At 39.5% G+C, this 19,106-nt stretch carries 18 protein-coding genes and 5 pseudogenes; all 23 read left to right on the forward strand.

Features of this window, described 5'->3' with window-relative positions:
* Nucleotides 1-21: 21 nt before the first annotated feature.
* Nucleotides 22-1,136: pseudogene (gene ribBA, locus AC2SLO_RS12410) on the forward strand (bifunctional 3,4-dihydroxy-2-butanone-4-phosphate synthase/GTP cyclohydrolase II).
* Nucleotides 1,137-1,277: 141 nt separating this feature from the next.
* Nucleotides 1,278-1,880 carry an alpha/beta fold hydrolase gene (locus tag AC2SLO_RS12415; RefSeq protein ID WP_495637106.1) on the forward strand — a complete coding sequence of 201 codons (603 nt, stop codon included), beginning with the start codon at nucleotides 1,278-1,280 and terminating at the stop codon, nucleotides 1,878-1,880.
* Nucleotides 1,787-2,314, forward strand: coding sequence for an alpha/beta fold hydrolase (locus AC2SLO_RS12420; RefSeq protein WP_495637107.1), 528 nt, complete (start codon nucleotides 1,787-1,789; stop codon nucleotides 2,312-2,314). The genes AC2SLO_RS12415 and AC2SLO_RS12420 overlap by 94 nt, the downstream gene beginning before the upstream one ends.
* A gap of 74 nt (nucleotides 2,315-2,388) precedes the next feature.
* Nucleotides 2,389-3,429: pseudogene (locus tag AC2SLO_RS12425) on the forward strand (UvrD-helicase domain-containing protein).
* Nucleotides 3,430-3,464: 35 nt separating this feature from the next.
* The gene (locus tag AC2SLO_RS12430; RefSeq protein ID WP_495637108.1) at nucleotides 3,465-3,797 is read left to right on the forward strand and encodes a 3'-5' exonuclease; all 333 of its coding nucleotides are present in this window, start codon (nucleotides 3,465-3,467) and stop codon (nucleotides 3,795-3,797) included.
* A gap of 168 nt (nucleotides 3,798-3,965) precedes the next feature.
* Entirely contained in the window at nucleotides 3,966-4,523 is a 558-nt protein-coding gene (locus tag AC2SLO_RS12435; protein WP_495637109.1) for a 3'-5' exonuclease, read from the forward strand.
* A 429-nt stretch (nucleotides 4,524-4,952) separates the two neighbouring features.
* Complete coding sequence (locus AC2SLO_RS12440; RefSeq protein WP_495637110.1) at nucleotides 4,953-5,156, forward strand: hypothetical protein; 204 nt, start codon at nucleotides 4,953-4,955, stop codon at nucleotides 5,154-5,156.
* 7 nt (nucleotides 5,157-5,163) lie between these two features.
* Entirely contained in the window at nucleotides 5,164-6,108 is a 945-nt protein-coding gene (locus tag AC2SLO_RS12445; protein WP_495637111.1) for a polysaccharide biosynthesis/export family protein, read from the forward strand.
* Nucleotides 6,109-6,325: 217 nt separating this feature from the next.
* On the forward strand, nucleotides 6,326-6,760 hold the full coding sequence (locus AC2SLO_RS12450; RefSeq protein WP_486541497.1) for a low molecular weight protein-tyrosine-phosphatase: 435 nt from the start codon (nucleotides 6,326-6,328) through the stop codon (nucleotides 6,758-6,760).
* A gap of 110 nt (nucleotides 6,761-6,870) precedes the next feature.
* Nucleotides 6,871-9,186, forward strand: a complete 2,316-nt coding sequence (locus AC2SLO_RS12455) for a polysaccharide biosynthesis tyrosine autokinase (protein ID WP_495637112.1) — start codon at nucleotides 6,871-6,873, stop codon at nucleotides 9,184-9,186.
* Between the two features lie 57 nt (nucleotides 9,187-9,243).
* Entirely contained in the window at nucleotides 9,244-9,780 is a 537-nt protein-coding gene (locus tag AC2SLO_RS12460) for a hypothetical protein (RefSeq protein ID WP_495637113.1), read from the forward strand.
* Complete coding sequence (locus tag AC2SLO_RS12465; protein ID WP_495637114.1) at nucleotides 9,713-10,063, forward strand: PglD-related sugar-binding protein; 351 nt, start codon at nucleotides 9,713-9,715, stop codon at nucleotides 10,061-10,063. The genes AC2SLO_RS12460 and AC2SLO_RS12465 overlap by 68 nt, the downstream gene beginning before the upstream one ends.
* Nucleotides 10,024-10,389, forward strand: coding sequence for a hypothetical protein (locus tag AC2SLO_RS12470; RefSeq protein WP_495637115.1), 366 nt, complete (start codon nucleotides 10,024-10,026; stop codon nucleotides 10,387-10,389). The genes AC2SLO_RS12465 and AC2SLO_RS12470 overlap by 40 nt, the downstream gene beginning before the upstream one ends.
* The gene (locus AC2SLO_RS12475; protein WP_495637116.1) at nucleotides 10,370-10,723 is read left to right on the forward strand and encodes a polysaccharide biosynthesis protein; all 354 of its coding nucleotides are present in this window, start codon (nucleotides 10,370-10,372) and stop codon (nucleotides 10,721-10,723) included. The genes AC2SLO_RS12470 and AC2SLO_RS12475 overlap by 20 nt, the downstream gene beginning before the upstream one ends.
* Before the next feature lies 1 nt (nucleotide 10,724).
* Nucleotides 10,725-11,080: pseudogene (locus tag AC2SLO_RS12480) on the forward strand (polysaccharide biosynthesis protein).
* 241 nt (nucleotides 11,081-11,321) lie between these two features.
* Nucleotides 11,322-12,607 (forward strand): annotated as a pseudogene (gene tviB, locus AC2SLO_RS12485) (Vi polysaccharide biosynthesis UDP-N-acetylglucosamine C-6 dehydrogenase TviB).
* A gap of 68 nt (nucleotides 12,608-12,675) precedes the next feature.
* A complete protein-coding gene (locus tag AC2SLO_RS12490) occupies nucleotides 12,676-12,813 on the forward strand; it encodes a hypothetical protein (RefSeq protein WP_495637117.1) in 138 nt (45 codons plus the stop codon).
* Nucleotides 12,779-13,702, forward strand: a pseudogene (locus tag AC2SLO_RS12495) (NAD-dependent epimerase/dehydratase family protein). Before AC2SLO_RS12490 ends, AC2SLO_RS12495 begins: the two are co-directional and overlap by 35 nt.
* Nucleotides 13,703-13,919: 217 nt before the next feature.
* The gene (locus tag AC2SLO_RS12500) at nucleotides 13,920-14,675 is read left to right on the forward strand and encodes an oligosaccharide flippase family protein (RefSeq protein WP_495637118.1); all 756 of its coding nucleotides are present in this window, start codon (nucleotides 13,920-13,922) and stop codon (nucleotides 14,673-14,675) included.
* Nucleotides 14,676-15,198: 523 nt separating this feature from the next.
* Entirely contained in the window at nucleotides 15,199-15,666 is a 468-nt protein-coding gene (locus tag AC2SLO_RS12505) for a glycosyltransferase (RefSeq protein ID WP_495637119.1), read from the forward strand.
* Nucleotides 15,667-16,681: 1,015 nt separating this feature from the next.
* A complete protein-coding gene (locus AC2SLO_RS12510) occupies nucleotides 16,682-17,338 on the forward strand; it encodes a hypothetical protein (protein WP_495637120.1) in 657 nt (218 codons plus the stop codon).
* 93 nt (nucleotides 17,339-17,431) lie between these two features.
* Complete coding sequence (locus AC2SLO_RS12515; protein WP_486541481.1) at nucleotides 17,432-18,514, forward strand: glycosyltransferase; 1,083 nt, start codon at nucleotides 17,432-17,434, stop codon at nucleotides 18,512-18,514.
* A gap of 34 nt (nucleotides 18,515-18,548) precedes the next feature.
* Nucleotides 18,549-19,082, forward strand: a complete 534-nt coding sequence (locus tag AC2SLO_RS12520) for a glycosyltransferase (protein WP_495637121.1) — start codon at nucleotides 18,549-18,551, stop codon at nucleotides 19,080-19,082.
* The last annotated feature ends 24 nt before the right edge of the window (nucleotides 19,083-19,106 follow it).

The raw sequence follows: 19,106 nt of genomic DNA on the forward strand, positions 1-19,106 counted from the left end.
CAATAAAAGAGATCCATTGCTATGGCACTAGATAATATTAAAGACATCATTGAAGACATTCGTGAAGGCAAAATGGTCATCTTGATGGATGATGAAGACCGTGAAAACGAAGGCGATTTGATTATAGCAGCCACTCACATCAATCCTGAAGCCATTAACTTCATGATTACCCATGCACGCGGTTTGGTTTGTTTGACCTTGACCGAAGAGCGCTGCCGTCGTCTTGAATTACCGCTAATGAGTGACCGTAACCAAGCCAAATTTAGCACCAACTTCACAGTATCGATTGAAGCTGCTGAAGGCGTAACCACGGGTATTTCTGCTGCGGATCGCGCACGTACTGTTCAAGCTGCTGTATCGTCATCAGCAAAAGCAGAAGACATCGTACAACCCGGTCATATTTTCCCAATTATGGCGCAAAATGGCGGCGTTCTGCACCGTGCCGGCCATACTGAAGCAGGCTGCGACTTAGCCCGACTAGCCGGCCTTGAGCCAGCAGCGGTTATCGTTGAAATTATCAATCCAGATGGCACCATGGCCCGCCGTGATGACTTAGAAAATTTGCCGCAGAGCATGACCTTAAAATTGGTACCATTGCTGACTTGATTAACTACCGTATTGCCAATGAGCAAACCGTAAAAGAGGTGAATAAACGCCCCTTTGAAACTGACTTTGGCACCTTCACCTTATATCAGTTCCAAGAATATGGTGCGTCAGAGACGCATTTAGCCTTAGTCAAAGGCGATCCAAGCGAAGGCGTGAGTACCGTACGTGTGCATGGCTTCCATCCTTTACGTGATTTATTCGCAGCTAAGCGTGATGAAACCGGCCGTAGTGGTTGGAGCGTGCAAAGCTCACTAAAAGAGATCAGTCAGTCTGAACGTGGTGTGTTGGTGTGGATTGGTAACAATGAGCCTGTAGATCTTGGGGAGGTATTAGAACGGGCGACCAATAATCAGTCGCTATCGACGTTATCTAATCAGCCTTACCGCAGTATTGGTGTTGGCGCACAAATTTTACGTCACCTAGGCGTGCGTGATATGCGTTTATTATCAACCCCGCTGAAATTCAACGCCCTATCTGGCTTTGATTTAAATGTGGTTGAATGTATTGACTCGCCAGACTTTAACGCTTAATGACAACAGCTATGCTTAAAGTATTGGGTAAAAAAGTCGTCAGTGGCAATCTATTAAATAGCTCCCTAGTAAAAAAAACCCCTATTAAATAACGCCCTACTAAATAGCTCCCTATTAAATAGATTGCCACTAAACAGTCGCTTGTTGCAGCCGTATCATCTACGTTTGCAACATGTGGTTGCGGATGATGGCTTCTTGATTCCAGTCAATGTGATTGGCGAAGGCGAACCTGTTTTGCTGTTACATGCCTTTGGGATGGACGCGCGGCAATTTCTGCCTTTTATTTTACCGCTAACAAAGCAGTTTCAATTTTATCTACCCCATTTGCGTGGTTGGGGACTTGCGGCTGATAGCCCTTCAACGCAGTTTGATTTTATTGAGCAATATGCCGATGATGTTGACGTGTTGCTTGAGCATATTTGTCATACTCATCAGGCTGAATCGATAGATGTGGCAGCGATTTCTATGGGTGCCTTAGTGATGTGGGCCTATTTTAATCGTCATCCGCACTCACCTGCTGCATCTGTTGATTTAATTAGCGCTCGTCAATCTACTATCAACAGTGACCGCCCAAACAACAGTACCCGCCCAAATCGAGTGCGTCGTTATCTAAATATTGACCAATCTCCGATTGTGCATAATCAGCCTGATTGCAGGGTGGTGTTTTTGGCGATAAACAAGCGGAGGTCTTTGAACAGTTTAGTGACGTACTTGAGGCCACGCTACCTTATACCAATAAGTTAGACACTCAAAAAACAGCCATCACTGAGTTTAGCCATCTGCCTTATCCGGTTAAACAGCAAATCGTCAAAATGGAGACTGCTTTCTCCCTAATGTCAGTAGATCGCCCCTCATCGCGCTGGTTGGTGAATGCCATGGCCTATCAAGCGCCGCATAAACTGGCACTTTATGAGCACAAGACATGGCGACAGAAGCTGCATGGTCTAGAGGCTTACCTGACTCTACCTTATGATTATCGAGAAGCACTGACAACCTCGACACCCACTACGCTATTAATTGGCGGTCGGTCAAAGTTATATGACCCTGCTTGGCAATATAAAGTCGCAGACTCCCTACCTAATAGTACTGTTATTAAGATTGCACATTCCGGCCACGCTATACCTATGGATGCGCCGGTGCAATTCACTCATGCTCTTAAACAATTTTTGACCCAATAATCCAATTAGGGACACGCCCTACTTTATATTCCTTTTTGAACCCTTGACCGCCAATGACCCAAAAAGGGGATACTATGACTGACACCTTATTTGACACCCATACCTATACTTATCCGCTGCTACATGATGACATCAGAGGTAAGATTGGTAACCTACGTCAGTCCATTGCAAAGCTTGAAGCCAATCTCATCACGCCAGAATCTATATCTGAAAACAATGATGACTCAAAGGTTGATGATTTAGAACTGTCTGTCGATTATCTTAATGAATTAAACCCAAGTCAGCGCTTGGCAGCGACTACTATTCAAGGCAAAGCGCTTGTTATTGCTGGCGCCGGATCTGGTAAAACCAAAACCTTAACTTACCGAACCAGTTACCTGATTGAAAAAGGTGCAGCGCCGAATAGTATTCTATTGCTTACCTTTACCCGTAAAGCTACTAATGAGATTAAAAGTCGGGTCAAAACCTTACTGTCAGATCGCCTACCGGATAACCAAAACCCTAATGATATTACTAGTGGCACCTTTCACTCGTTTTGTAATATGCTGCTGCGGTCGCTACTCGGGGCTGTTAGGCATTAACCCAAGATTCACTATTTTAGATACCGGTGACAGTGAGGATGCGATTGACCTTATTTGTAAAGAAAAAGGCTATTCTGCCAAAAACACCAACAGGCCTTCCCGCGTAAAAAACGCCTGCAAAATATTATCTCTACTTCGCGCAATCGCCGCATCCTTATTCGTGATTTAATTGAAAATGACTATCCTGATTTAATCATTCATATAGATGCAATTGAACAATTGGCTCAAGAGTTTCATCATTATAAACGTGCCAATCACCTTTATGATTTTGATGACATTATCGGTCAAGTGGTCATGCACCTAAAGACTAACAAACAGTTCCGTAAAATCCTGCAAGACACTTACCGTCATGTGATGGTCGATGAGTATCAAGATACCAATATTCCGCAAAAGCAGCTGATTGACTATATCTGCGAGCCTGAAAATGTATCGTTAATGGTGGTCGGTGATGATAATCAGAGTATTTATGCCTTTCGCGGGGCTAATTATGAAAACATCCTGTTATTTGGCGACAGCTACCAGAAGCTAAGCTGATCAAACTCGAGCAAAATTATCGCAGTACGCCCGCTGTGCTCGATTACGTCAATGCCTTATCGGAGCAAATCACTCTTGGCTATCAAAAGAAGCTCTTCTCAGATATGCCGATACAAGGACTTAAACCGTCCTTTTGTCGACGCAGTAATGAGACACAAGAGGCCAAATATATTGCTGATAAAATCATCGAATTAAAGCCCGAGCACGACTATAATGATTTCGCAGTACTGGGGCGCACCTCCTTTCAGTCTAGCCATATCCAGATAGAGTTTATGGAGCGCGGTATTCCTTTTATCGTAGTTGGCGGTATTAAGTTTATTGAAAAACGCCATATTAAAGACATCTTGGCATTGGTTAAAATTATATAATCCCAATGACACTATTTCTTGGCACCGTATTTTGACGCTATTTAAGGGGTTGGTAGTGTTACAGCGACTAGACTGACCCAATCGATTAATCAGCAAGGCAACTCTTTAGAACCACTGCGCGACCCTAAGCTTAATAAAAATAATGAGCAGCTCGCTGAGTTGTATCATGTGCTCACTCAAGCCGAACAGGCTGAATCGATAACCGATATTATCAATAAACTGATTGAATTTTATATGCCGGTATTAAAGGCTATTGAAGATAATTGGCGTGAACGTGCTGAAGATTTTCGCGTACTTAAGAGCTTGGCGCAAGAGCATGCGAGTATTGAACGCTTTTTGGAGAACCTTGCGCTCGATCCGCCTAATGATTCTGTTGCCACCCAGGGCGAAGCTGCGGCGCAAGACAATGACGCAGTGACGATTTCGACGATTCACAGTGCAAAAGGACTTGAGTGGCCAGTGGTATTTATTAATGCCTTGGTAGATGGCTTAATGCCGCATCATCGCTCATTAGACGACTTTGAATCGTTAGAGGAAGAACGTAAACTGTTTTACGTTGCATGTAGTCGAGCCAAAACTCATTTGTATTTAACGGCGCCAAATTATTTTTCGAGCTTCTCAGGATATTTTGACAAAATCTCTCGGTTTATTAGCGAAGTGCCAAAAAATACAGTTGAGGTTGAAGAAGATGCCAAGACAAAAGTTACTGAGCCTGAATGGTGGTAGTGATCTCTTTAAGCACAATTTTCTTAGCTGACTAGGATTTGAGTATAAGATTTAAGTTATATTTAGAATAAGCCCATTGAAAGCAAGTTTATTGCTCCTAGTGCTATGACTACTACTCTAGCCTATATTTGAGCTTATTTTACTGCTATCGGCTCTACTATTAAATCCCTACTGCTATAGCAACTATCCTCTTTTTTATAGTAAGATACGCGCATATTGAGACAGCGCACTTAATTTAGTGTTAAAATAGCGGTAATAATGTATACATTTTGAGCACAGTTTATAAAGCATATAGACTTATTAAAGATCCAAGCTGTCTTATGTACTGAATTTAATGACGTATTTAAATTCAATTAATTGTATTAAGCTCAACAAGATAAGACCTATGCTGTTGTAAAGCGTCGTCGTAAAAAAGGTAGAGAAGTTAACATGAATGTTTTAAAACGTCCTCAATCATTGCTTACTAGCACCACTTTAGCGGTGCTTATCGGGTTAACTTCAGGATGTACCAGTATAAACTCTGGTCTGCAATCTGGCGAACTACCACCACAAGGCGCCTTTATTGCAGACAATGGTATGCAATTTAATATTCAGCCATTAAGCTTAGCAAATTTACCTTCTTCACCCACTTAATAGCGGTTTGAATAACAGTCATCCAGGCTTAGGGACGAAGAATTCACGCGTGCGTGAGTTATTGAGTGGGTCAAAATCTCGTGGCTCTGAATATCGTATCTCAACCAGTGATATCTTAAACATTAACCTGATTAGCTATCCGGAAATTACACCTCCTAATACGACATCCGTTAATGCATCTAACCCCTACGCATCAGGCTATCCTGTCGATCAACAAGGCTATATCCAGTTTCCATTGGTTGGCCGTGTTAAGGCCAGTGGACTCACCGTGAGTCAATTCACTGCCAGCTTACGTAGTCAACTACAGCGTTATTTAAAGTATCCTGACCCTCAAGTGAAGATCGTTAACTTCCGAGGCAGTAAATTCTTTATCGATGGCGAAGTGCGTCAACCCGGTGAGTTTAATATCGCGGATGCCCCAGTAACTCTATACAGTGCGATATCTTTAGCAGGTGGACAAACACCTGAAGGCGACACCAATAGTGTGGTATTAACACGTAATGGTACTCAGTATCATCTAGGCTTACGCGATCTACAAGAAATGGGCATATCTGCGAATCAAATCTATTTACAAGATGGTGATTCAGTCCATGTAAATAGCTTAGATCGTAATAAGGTATATGTATTGGGTGAATTCGGACAGATTGAACCAGTAGAAATACCTGAACAAGGGTTAACGCTAGCCCATGTTATGGGACAGTCACGCGGCTTAAACCCATTAACGGCAGATGCGGCAAAAATCTATATTGTTCGCGACCATGGTAACGCTTCTTATACTGATATATATTATGTTAATCTGCAAACGGTGACCAACTTGGCATTAGCCAATCGCTTTGAGATGCAGCCTAATGATATCGTCTATGTCGATCCTACTGGCTTAACGCGCTGGTCACGATTTATCAACTCGATCTTACCGTCATCAACCGCTATCCGTCAGTTAGCGACGCTGTAGATGGTCAACGCCGTTTAGTCTGTTTTAGCGTTTTGCAGTGTTTTATGATTTCTTATGCATAGTTAGAATTTGTGGCGACTGGGTATCATTTATTCGCTTGCTGTACAGTAGTTCCAGAGGCTTCATAAATAATCCCTAGGTCGCCTGAATCACCGAAATCTAGCTTTTTTGCATAAGTTTTATATTTTTATTTGTTTAATATTTTGAGTGGTACCCTATGGCATTTGACAATATATTGGTAGTTTGTATCGGCAATATCTGTCGTAGTCCCATGGCAGAAGCGTTATTAAAACAGCGCTTCCCCAATAAGCATATTGACTCTGCTGGTGTGGGCGCTTTGGTCGATCATCCTGCAGACCCTGCCTCTATTAAAATCATGGCAGAGCACAATGAGATCGATATTAGCGACCATGTGGCGAAACAGATCGATGATGATTTGGTACGCAAAGCAGATCTGATCTTTACCATGTCAGACAGTCAAACCAAATGGATCGAAGATCGTTGGCCGTTTTGTCGTGGTAAGACTTTTAAGTTGGGTCACTGGCGCGATAAAGACATTGCTGACCCCTATAAACATGAAATATCAGCATTTGAGACGGCGTATAACGACATCGTCACCAGTATCGACGACTGGCAAGATAAACTGGTGTAGGGTGTCTTGCTCTACATACGACGGGCAAACGACCTGCAAACATAGAGCCGTCTGAGCTAGTATAAACTTAACACTCGATTTAACCCCTGATTTAGATATAGCGAAACCCTATGAGCAAAACAGTGCCAAACCCTGCGACCAATACGACCACTCAACAGGACGATGAGATCGATCTGATTGCGCTATTGCTGACCTTATTACAAGGCTGGAAGATCATCCTTGGCTGTGCGTTAATCGGCCTGATACTAGGTTTTACTTATAGTCGATTTGTGCAGCCAACTTTCAAAACAGATGCGCTGATCCAAATCGATGATAAGTCTTCTGGCATCGCTGCATTAGGTAGCAACATCTCTGAACTGGTGGGTGAAAGTACCAGCCCTGCTGAGACTGAACGCGAGCTAATTAAGTCGCGTATGGTACTTGAGCCGGTAGTGGACAAGTTGCATCTAGATATAAGGGTTAGTGATCCTGCAATAGGCGCGCTAGATCGTATTGCTCAGTCAAGCGTCCCTACTCAGACTAGCACTGATAAAGGCGTGTTCTTAGAGACTGGAGACGGGCAAGTACAAATCGCAAACTTTGAGGTACCGTTGGCCTATCAAGGTAAAACGTTTAATCTGGTGAAAACAGATTCGGGGTTTGAGTTAAGTACAGAATTAAACAAAGAAACTGTTGCTTATACTGGTAACTTAGGAACACCAGTAACCATACGTACGCCAGAAGGTGATATACATATTCAAGTTACTGCATTACCAGCAGTAGGCCATACCATTAGTATCAGCAATCTGTCAACGCCCTCTGCTATTGACGCACTCAGTCAAAATTTATCCGTTTCTGAGCGTGGTAAGCAAACCGGTATTGTTCAACTGACGCTCACTGGCAACGATCAAAAACAAGTGAGCCGAGTATTGTCCAATGTGGTGCAATCTTACGTGGATCAAAACTTAGCGCGTGGTTCTCAGCAAACCACGACGACGATTGAGTTTATGGAGTCTCAGATTCCTCAGTTAAAAGAAAAGCTCGAGCAAGCGGAAGAGGCTTTTAATAAGTTTCGCGAAGAGTACGGCACCATTGATGTTAGTAAAGAGTCGGAAATACTGCTAGAAGAGAGTGCGCAAATAGAGCGGCAATTAAGTGAGCTTAACTTAAAGCAAGCCGAGCTGTTGACCTATTATACTGACGAGCATCCGTTAGTCATTCAGATCAATGACCAACTGGAAGTGCTTAATGCACGTCGTCAAGAAATAAAAGATACCTTATCCGGTCTACCGGAAGTACAGCGTCAGTTCTTACAGTTATCACAAGATATGGATATCAATCGTGAAATTTATCTGACCATGCTGAAGAACTACGAGCAGCTTAAGATTGCGCGCGCCGGTGAGATTGGTTATGTACGGGTGGTCGATATGCCGATTAGTACCTACAAACCTATTGCGCCTAAAAAGCTACAAATTTGGGTATTGGCATTACTACTAGGTACAATGCTGGGTACTTTACTGGTATTTCTTAAGAGCTTACTGCGTAATACGGTTAAAGATCCGGAGCGTTTGGAAGCCAAGACGGGCGTACCAGTTATCGCCACTATTCCACGCTCTAAGACCTCCTTTAATCTCAGTAAAAACAATAATAAAAATAACCGCCGTCTACTTGCAACCGTCGAGCACGATGGACTGAGCTATGAAGGCATAAAAAGCCTACGTACAGCGCTTATGTTTGCCATGCCACCTGTGAGTAAGATAACGACTGTACTGGGTGATAGAAACCAACTACACGATGAACAGTTAACTCATCGCAAGCCTGGTAAAGTCATTGTGGTCAGTGGTGAATCGCCTGGTATTGGTAAGTCCTTTATTGCGTCTAACTTAGCAGAGACGTTTTCTCAGTTAAATAAAAAGGTGCTGATTATCGATGGTGATATGCGTCGTGGTGAGCTACATCATATCTTTACTGTCAATCATAATATGGGACTTGGTGACTACTTAACGGACTCAGCTGGGTTGACTATTGCTGACTATATACAGCCGACTAGCTTTGAATTTATTGACTTTATGCCACGAGGTAAACATCCGAATAACCCTGCTTCGCTGTTGTCCACTGATAAATTTGCGACTATGGTGCTACAGTTAGTATCTGTCTATGATTATATTATTATTGACACGCCGCCTATCTTAGCCGTATCGGATGCGATGATTACCGCACAGTATGCGGATAAAGTACTGATTGTGGTACGCTATAATGATTCTATTGAAGGACAGGTCTCTTATGCGATTAATCAAATGCATAAGGCTAATATCACGGTAGATGGTATCGTGCTAAATGATGTGGTACAAGCATCACTGACAAATATAGCTACCACTATAACTATGCGTATGGTAATTCGAAAGACTAGCAAGTTAGTATGTCCCTTGAAGCAAGGTAAATGCTAACTGTTAGTCACTCCGTGTTAATCTAATAGACCAGAACATCAAACTAGCGATATCAAAATGCGACACAATCCTAATAAAAGCCGTCATGATAAAAATGGTATTAGTAATAGAAGCCAAACTCACAATAGTGAGGCAGTAGTAAATCAACATACTGAGTTTGGTCAACCTACTGTGCTAAAAAAAGTTGCTGAATGGCTATTAGAATTACCGCGCCCCGCTAAGCAAGCGGTTTTGCTAACGGTTGATTATGCGGTTTCAATACTGTGTTTATTTTTGGCGTTGTCTTTACGTCAAGGGGTGCTCGATGTCAACGCCAGTCCTTTATTGGTCTCTTTATATGGTTTAGTACCTATCGTAGGTCTATACCTCATTGGCTTTTACCGCGGCGTGACACGTATATTCTTTGATACTGATATGCGTAAGGTATTGCTGCTGTTTGTGGGGATATTGATCCTATTTACGGTGGCTTATCTGTTAGAAGGCATTAGCAGTATCCCGCGTTCCCGTGCCGCTACTCTATTTATTTATGTTGTTTATATGGCTATGGAGCAGTCGTCTTATCTTCCGCGACTTACTGCTGCGCCTACAGGGTAAGCCTGTTTACTATACGGATGGTCACGGTACATCTGATCGAGATAAGGTCATTATCTATGGGGCGGGGACGTCCGGTACAGCCTTGCTAGATGCCTTACAAACTTCCCCACGCTATCAAGTGGTAGCCTTTGTCGATGATGATAATGGTCTCACTGGTGGACGTATCTTAAACAAAAAGATTTACCCTGCCACTCACATTGAGAAACTGGTTTCTGACCTAAATGTGGCGCAGGTGTTTTGGCTATGCCCTCCGTCAGTCGCCAACGTCGACGTGACATCATAGATCGCCTTACCGAAATGTCAGTCAAAATCAAGCAACTGCCTAGCCTACATGATATCGCAGAAGGTAAAGTCACGGTCAGTACCATGCGCCGAGTGGATATCCTTGATGTACTGGATCGACAAACGGTAGAACCCGATCAAAAACTACTGGCTAAAAATATTGAAAACAAGAATGTATTAGTCACTGGCGCTGGTGGCTCTATCGGTAGTGACTGTGTCGGCAGATTATTAAAAATAGTCCTAAATGTTTGGTCCTCTATGAGTTGTCTGAATATGCGCTATATGCCATCCATCAAGATCTACTTGCTTGCAAGCTCAACATCCTGATCATCCCCATACTGAGATCATTGCTTTACTCGGTAATGTAAACAACCAAGATAAGTTAATTAAAGTATTTAATCAGTATGACATACAGACGGTATACCATGCTGCAGCGTATAAACACGTCCCTATTGTTGAATTTAACCCCTTTGAAGGGGCGATTAATAATGCTAAGGGCACTTATCACTGTGTTAACGCGGCGGTAGAGTCAAAAGTTGAAACTTTTGTATTGATATCTACTGATAAAGCAGTACGTCCTACCAATATTATGGGTGCTTCTAAACGACTGGCAGAGCTGGTGTGTCAAGGTTTAGTGAGCAAAAGAGCAGTACGATATTAGTATGGTTCGCTTTGGTAATGTATTAGGTTCATCAGGATCCGTGGTGCCCCTATTTACTAAGCAAATTGCAAAGGGCGGGCCCATTACGGTAACCCATCCTGAAGTAACACGCTACTTTATGACCATACCTGAAGCTGCGAACCTAGTGATCCAGCAGGCGCAATGGCACAAGGCGGGGAAGTATTTGTACTGGATATGGGTAATCCTGTTAAGATAGTTGATCTGGCACGACGTATGAATTCATCTCAGTGGCTATGAGATAAAGACGATACACATCCCGAAGGTGATATTGAAATAGTATTTAGTGGCCTGCGTCCTGGCGAAAAGCTGTATGAAGAGCTGATTATACGGGGATGACAATATTGAACCAACTGTCCATCCACTGATCATGCAAGCTCGTGAGCACAGCTTTGAATTGAAAGAGATTGAAGCAACATTATCTGAATTATCTACTCGTTCACAACATCATGATGTCAATTGGTTAAAACACCAATTTATCCATTATGTAGACGGCTATAAGCCCAACTGATATAAAGTATCTCAAAAATCTATTAAATATATTAATACTAAAAAAAAACTCTAAATTGAAAGGTGATCCATGTTAAATCTTGAAGACCTTAAGATTGCAGTTATAGGACTAGGCTATGTCGGCTTACCTTTGGCAGTCGAATTCGGAAAAAATTATTCTGTCATTGGCTTTGATATTAATCAAAATAGAATATCAGAGCTTCATTCTGGAACCGATCATACCTTAGAAGTGAGTGAAGAAGAGCTAGCTAGTGCTAAACAATTAGAGTTTAGTTCAACTATTAGGACCTTGAAGACTGTAACTTTTATATCGTCACTGTTCCCACCCCTATCGATGCCTATAAACAACCCGACTTAACCCCTTTAATTAAAGCTTCTACTGCCATTGGTAGGTGTACTTAAAAAGGGCGATATTGTGGGTTACGAATCAACCGTTTACCCTGGGCGCAACTGAGGAAGTGTGTATCCCTGAATTAGAACATAGCTCAGGACTTAAATTTAACCAAGACTTCTATGCAGGTTATAGCCCTGAGCGTATTAATCCAGGTGATAAAGAACATCGAGTGACTAACATTCTAAAAGTTACCGCAGGCTCAACGACTGAAGTGGCTGATTTAGTCGATCAGGTATACAACTTAATAATTACTGCTGGCACACATAAGGCGCCTTCTATTAAAGTCGCTGAAGCGGCTATGGTTATTGAAAATACCCAGCGTGATGTGAATATTGCTTTAATTAATGAACTGGCAGTAATCTTCAATAAAATGGGGATTGATACCGAAGCAGTATTAACTGCTGCTGGTACTAAATGGAACTTCCTACCTTTCCGACCAGGTCTGGTGGGAGGACACTGTATCGGTGTAGACCCTTACTACTTGACTCCATAAAGCACAAGCGATTGGTTATAACCCAGAAATTATATTAGCGGGTCGTCGACTTAATATAGTATGGCGAATATGTCGTTACGCAGTTAGTAAAACTATGATTAAAAAACGCATTCAAGTTGAGGTGCGAGGGTTTTAATATTAGGATTGAGTTTTAAAGAAAACTGTCCTGATGTGCGCAATACCAAAGTGATTGATATCGTTCATGAGCTTGCAGAGTACAACATCGACGTTGATGTCTACGATCCTTGGGTAGATGCTAATGAGGCTCAACATGAGTATGACATTACTCCTATTAATGACATTGCTAATCTAGAACGAAATAGCTACGATGGCATTATCTTGGCAGTGGCTCATAATCAGTTCGTTGAAATGGGTGTAGATAAAATTTCGAGCACTAGGTAATCAGAATCATGTACTTTATGATTTAAAATATCTATTTGATAGTGAGCTGAGTGATATTCGTTTGTAAAAAGCTCACAACTATAGAGTAAAACCCTATATCTGCTGAATTTATGAAATATAAAAGAGTAACATTCTATGACCCAATACCAAAAAATTCAACAAGACCTAATTGCCACTCCTAAGACTGGCTTGTCACAGGGGTTGCAGGCTTTATTGGCTCAAACCTTCTTGAGACGTTATAAAGCTCAACCAAACTGTAGTTGGGTTAGATAACTTTGCTACTGGTTATCAGAAAAACTTAGATGAAGTGCAAAGCTTAGTATCTGCTGAACAATGGCAACGTTTTAGATTTATTGAAGGTGATATTCGTAACTTCACAGACTGTCAAAAGGTCTGCTCAGGTGTTGATTACGTACTTCATCAAGCAGCTCTTGGTTCAGTACCTCGCTCACTTGCTGACCCTATTACGACTAATGAGGTCAACATCTCAGGCTTCTTGAATATGCTAACCGCTGCGCGTGATGCAGAAGTCAAAAGCTTTACATATGCCGCTAGTAGCTCAACCTATGGTGACCACCCTGGCCTACCCAAAGTTGAAGACAAAATTGGTAAGCCGTTGTCTCCTTATGCGGTCACGAAATTGTGAATGAGCTTTATGCCGATGTCTTCGCTCGCTCATATGGTTTCAAGAGCATTGGTTTACGCTACTTCAATGTCTTTGGTCGGTCGCCAAGATCCAGACGGTGCTTATGCAGCAGTAATCCCTAAGTGGACTGCTGCCATGATCAAGAATGATACGGTATTCATCAATGGTGATGGCGATACCAGCCGCGACTTCTGCTATATCGAAAATACGGTACAAGCCAATATATTAGCGGCGACAACTCAAAATGAAGACGCTACCAATCAAGTGTATAACGTAGCAGTTGGTGATCGCACTACGCTGAATGAACTGTTTAATGCCATTAGATCTGCATTAGCAGATAATGATGTAACCTACGAGCAGGAACCAACTTATCGCGACTTCAGACCAGGGGATGTGCGTCACAGTCAAGCCGATGTAAGTAAAGCCAACAGCCTACTCGGATATGAGCCGAAATTTAAAATCTCTCAAGGCATTGATAAAGCCATGATTTGGTATTTAAAGAATCAGGATCAATAATTAATGCGATCGATACTTTACCTAATCTTTAGTGTCTTTATAGGTGCTGGCTCAGGTTTTCTTGTACAGCTATATTTAGCTAAAGTGCTTCCGTTAATGATTATGGTATTTATACGTCTGTAATCAACTTAGTCAACTTAGTAGCACCCATTGTAGCCTTCGGGGTTACAAGCTTTTTATTACGTGCCTATTCCGAGGAAGGTAAGTATGCATCAAGATGGATGAAAGCAGTTATTCAGAAGTTGGTAATAACTACAACACTGGATTTGTGATCTTACAAGGTTGGTCTTATTATAAAAACGGGCTTGAAAACTACTTCATAATCTATTGCTTTTTTTTCTTATATATGATATCTATTTCATATAATTCATTTACGACTCTTAAGTACCAACTCGAGGAAAACTATAAGCTGTTGTCGATATGGCAATTGGCGCCTAAACTACTAATGTTAGTTTCCTTAGTTTTAGTACTGACTATAAGAACTCCTAGCATTTATAATGTAGCAGTCGCATATAGTTTATCAGCGATAATAGTGGTATTGATGTCTATTATAAGCCTTAAGCAATTAACTAAGGCTGAATTAGCGCTTAAAACACCTAGTAGTTCTAAGTTAAATGATGATGAAGTTAGCCTACTTAAATTATTGAAAAATTCATATCCTTACGGACTCTCTGGATTGTTTTACTTAATATATTACCAGAGCGATATATTAATATTAAGCTATTATTTAGATTATACAGAAGTAGGTTACTATGGCTTCTCTTTAGTATTTGTAACAGCTGTATGTCTCATCCCGGGAGTTTATTTCTTAACTTTCAGATTAAAAAAGATTCATACCTTAGCTACGGCTAATAAAGCTGCTCTAAAACATACATACAAGAACCATATTAAGTATAGTCTTATAGTAGGGGGCTTATTTCTTTCTTACATTTATAGTCTGCATAAAGCCTTTTATAACCGTTGTATTTGGTGACAAATACATTCCCGCGCTTTATATTCTTTATTCCTTAGCAGTATATATCCCTATAAAGTTTTTAACATTGAATTCTGATTCAATAATGCACACCAAAGACTTAATCGATACTAAAGTTAAAATTATGGGAGCTGCAGCTTTGTTGAACTTATTATTAACTTTATTACTATCCCTATCTTTGGGACCATAGGTGCAGTAACTTCAACAATCGTTACAGAAATATTTCTATTTTTTGCTTTCCATGCTGCTTTGAGTCGTAAATTATAAATAACCAAGTTTCATTTAAGCTTTCTTTTAAGAGTGCTGATAAACACATAAGCTAATGTTCCGCAATATTTAATATAGGAATGTAGCAATAGTTTGATTAAAAATGTACCTCTAAGAACTTAAACAACAGTAGAAGTTTCCTTTACCAATTAATTATCACTTAACTCGATTAGTAACATATATCTTTTTATTCATTTTTCAAACTTATTTAGATATTAGTTTTATCGATAAACTCAAGAAAAGAGCAAACCTTAAAATGATAACAGTAATTACGCCTACTTATAACAGAGCCCATACCCTGCCAATTCTTTACGAATCACTTATAAAACAGACATCAAAAAACTTTGAATGGCTCATCATCGATGACGGAAGCATCGATAATACTACAGAAACTATTAAAAGTTTTATTGCTGAAGATAAAATTCAGATAAGATACTTTAGAAAAGATAATGGCGGTAAACATACCGCTTTAAATATGGCTTTTAAAAAAGTTGTTACAGAGTGGGTATTAATTGTTGATAGTGATGATTGGCTGAAAAACGATGCAATTGAGTATCTAGATATAGAAGCATCCAAACTTAGCAATGATTATATATCTATTTCTTTTCTAAGGGCCTATCCAGATGGAAAAACAATAGGTGACAAATTTGATAATCCAAAAGAATTAAACACCTATTTAGATAGGATTTATCAAATATTTCGGGCGATAAAGCAGATCTTATAAGGACAGGTTTCTCTAAATGGCTTTTTCTTTCCTGAATTTGATGGTGAGAACTTTATGGCAGAATCTCCCATGTTCTTATGGCTTAGTAAAAAAGGTATGACTAAGTTTATAAACTTTAAAGGCTATATTTGTGAATACTTAGACGGTGGCCTAACTGATAATAGTATTAAAAACAGATATCGCTGTATAAACTCAACGTTATACGTTTATAAAAATCAATATAAGCATTACTCTAAATTTAAACTAAAGTTCCGAGCAGCTTCTAATTGGTGGCGATTTAAAAACTTCCGAAGATACTCATCAGTTCTGTTCCTATACTTTATTTACCCGCTGGGCTACTTCTTAATATAAAAGATAGAATACAAAATAAATCTCCTGAATCATATTGATTTAATTACTTTTAGATAATTTAAGTTATCAAACTAAAAATAATATACTATGAGCAATTATGGGCAACATTCAATATATTTTTTTCATTACTAATGCAGTAACAACTATCTCTCTATTACTTTTTGTGGTGAGAAAGTTTGATTTTATTGCTGTCTATATTCTTATATTATTTTTATATAGTGTTGTTTTATTCTTCGGAGTTATCGTTAATCCTTATTCTGGACAATATATAAGTGCATCTCCGGATATTTTTCGTAGTAATGGGGCTTGCATATCTTGGCTCCAGTATAGTATTGCTAACCACTAGAACTAACTACCCTATCAAACACCTACAACCCGCAAGTATAGATAAAATGGATTAAAGGTTATTTTGTTTTTTCACTTATTGGCTTATTTCTTTATATGCCGATACTGCTTTCGTCTACGAATAAAAAAGAAATTTCAGAAGGAACAGGTAATTTATTGTATTTTTATTCTTTATTCTTATTTTCCTGTAGCAGGTTTTTTACTTGCTCTTAAGACAAAAAGCAAATCATTTCTGATTATTTTTAGTTTACTTCTACTTTCATCACTAGTATACGGAGGAAGAGTTGCTTTCACAACTGCGGTTCTCGGGGCCTGTATCTTGTTATTAGAAAACAATCGCCTTAGATTAATATCTAAATACAAACTTGTTATATCAGGTCTTGTAGCCTTATTAGTACTCATATTAAGTAAGCGTCTTTACAGTTATATACTCTTCTACGGAATAAATGAAGGCTTATTGTTATGGTTAGAAAACTTTGATATATCATATTTACTTTCAGGTAGTGAGTTTTTATCTACTTCTCAAATCCTTGATTATGTTTTAGTTAATAATTATAAGTCAGATAAGATCTATTACTTTTATTCTTTTCTAGCCTTACTGCCTATCCCAACCAGTCTATTTGGATACTCTTCTTCATATTTTAATGACCATTTTCAGCCATCTTTATTTTATGGTTTAGATTATGGTCTTGCTTATAATGTGTGGGCAGAAGCCTATGCATCATTTGGGTATGGTGGTGTTGTATTTATATCAATTTTCATACCTTTAATTCTTAGTCTCTTATGGCGGACATACTCAAGTATGAGAAGTAACTTCATGTCTGTTATAATACTTATCATCGGTGTCACTATAGGCTTTTGGATTCAGAGAAACTCTTTAGGGTCTATTTCAGCATATATCAGGAATATTTTTTACCCATTAATTATCGTTTATTTTATTACCACTCTGGTTCATAAACTATTAAAAAATAAGTAGACTTAACTTTATACAAACTAATCCTTTAGTCCATTCTTTACAATTTTTAGGCACCCTTATTACTAACGATTACTAATTGAGCTGAGCACAGGTATGAAAATATTAATGATAGTAACTGGATTAGGGATGGGCGGGGCTGAGCACTTAGTTACCAGCTTATCTGATGAGCTTGTAAATCGTGGACATGACGTCAAGATAATATATTTAACTGGAAAAGCAGTTGTTCAGCCTAAAAATAAGTCTGTTCAGCTTATACCCGTTAATATGAATGGGCCTAAAGATTTTGTTCACGCATATGCTGTTATACGTAATATTATTAAGAACTATAAGCCTGATGTAGTTCATAGCCATATGTATCACGCAAATATAATCTCGAGACTAGTCAGGTTATCCATTCGTATTCCAAAGCTGATATGTACATCACATAGCAGTAATGAAGGTGGGACGCTTAGAATGTTATCCTACCGTTTTACACAGAATCTTGCAGACTTATCCACGAATGTGAGTCATGATGCGGTTAGCTCACTAATTGCGAAAGGCGCAGTTAAAGAAAATAATATTACTTGTATTCCAAATGGAATTGATATCCATAAGTTCACACACGATGATAATTATAGAGAAATAAAACGCAAACAATTAGATGTCGGTAATAAGCTGATGCTTTTAGCGGTAGGTAGATTTCATGAAGCTAAAGACTATCCTAATTTGTTTGAGTCAATTGCCAAACTGATAAAAGTTCGGAAAGACTTTAAACTATACATCGTCGGTGACGGCCCCCTTAAAGATGAATTTGTTAATCAGATTCAGAAGTTACAAATCTCAAACTTTATTGAATTTTTAGGTGAAAGAAAAGATATTCAGCAACTTATGTCTGCATGTGATTTATATGTTATGTCCTCCGCTTGGGAAGGGCTACCTATGGTTATATTAGAAGCTATGTCTACTGAATGTTTAATCGTTTCCACTGATTGTGGCGGCGTGGCTGAAGCTTTAGGGGAAACCGGCTTTCTTGTAGAACCTAAAAATAATAATGCCTTGTCCGACGCTATAAACAGAGCTTTAAACTTGACAGCAGAGGAACGTCAATTATTAGGCAAAAAAGCTAGAGAGCGTGTTAAAGATAAATTTTCTCTTTCTTCTAATGCAGATGCATACCTAGAGATTTATCTCAACTAACTAACCTTTAAACTTCAAAAAGCACTAACTCCTAATGAAACTATTAATTATTGCAAGTCATCCAGTCTCCATTTTAAAATTTCGTGGCCATTTGATTCAGGCTATTAAAAATAGAGGTTATGAAATTCATATAGCTACTCCTCTCTTTGACAGCTACCCTAATGTTTTAAAAGAACTAGAAGCCTTAGGCTACATTACTCATAACATTTCAATGCAACGCACAGGAACAAACCCTATAGCTGATTTAAATACTCTAAAATCACTCTATTCTCTTATGAGAACTATACAGCCAGAATACATACTTACATATACAATCAAACCTGTAATTTATGGAATGTTAGCAGCATGGGCAGCTAAAGTACCTCATAGATTTGCTCTAATTACTGGACTTGGCTATGCTTTTCAGGAAGTAGAAGAGAGCGGAAAACGTAGCTATTTTCAAAGAGCTATTCATGAATTATATCGCCAAGCTTTGTCTAAAACTGAAAAAGTATTTTTTCAAAACCCAGATGACCTTAATTTATTTAAAAAATTAAAATTAAGGTGTAATGGACAAAATTCAGGCTAAAAACGAGCGGTTAGTCTCTAATGG

It is taken from the genome of Psychrobacter sp. CX14 (genome assembly GCF_057396205.2).

Excerpts from the sequence above, each read along its gene's own strand:
- AC2SLO_RS12440 (WP_495637110.1), top strand. The coding sequence starts at position 4,953 with ATGAATGTTTTAAAACGTCCTCAATCATTGCTTACTAGCACCACTTTA.
- AC2SLO_RS12450 (WP_486541497.1), top strand. The coding sequence starts at position 6,326 with ATGGCATTTGACAATATATTGGTAGTTTGTATCGGCAATATCTGTCGT.
- AC2SLO_RS12455 (WP_495637112.1), top strand. The coding sequence starts at position 6,871 with ATGAGCAAAACAGTGCCAAACCCTGCGACCAATACGACCACTCAACAG.
- AC2SLO_RS12460 (WP_495637113.1), top strand. The coding sequence starts at position 9,244 with ATGCGACACAATCCTAATAAAAGCCGTCATGATAAAAATGGTATTAGT.
- AC2SLO_RS12465 (WP_495637114.1), top strand. The coding sequence starts at position 9,713 with ATGTTGTTTATATGGCTATGGAGCAGTCGTCTTATCTTCCGCGACTTA.
- AC2SLO_RS12470 (WP_495637115.1), top strand. The coding sequence starts at position 10,024 with ATGCCCTCCGTCAGTCGCCAACGTCGACGTGACATCATAGATCGCCTT.
- AC2SLO_RS12490 (WP_495637117.1), top strand. The coding sequence starts at position 12,676 with ATGACCCAATACCAAAAAATTCAACAAGACCTAATTGCCACTCCTAAG.
- AC2SLO_RS12500 (WP_495637118.1), top strand. The coding sequence starts at position 13,920 with ATGGATGAAAGCAGTTATTCAGAAGTTGGTAATAACTACAACACTGGA.
- AC2SLO_RS12505 (WP_495637119.1), top strand. The coding sequence starts at position 15,199 with ATGATAACAGTAATTACGCCTACTTATAACAGAGCCCATACCCTGCCA.
- AC2SLO_RS12515 (WP_486541481.1), top strand. The coding sequence starts at position 17,432 with ATGAAAATATTAATGATAGTAACTGGATTAGGGATGGGCGGGGCTGAG.
- AC2SLO_RS12520 (WP_495637121.1), top strand. The coding sequence starts at position 18,549 with ATGAAACTATTAATTATTGCAAGTCATCCAGTCTCCATTTTAAAATTT.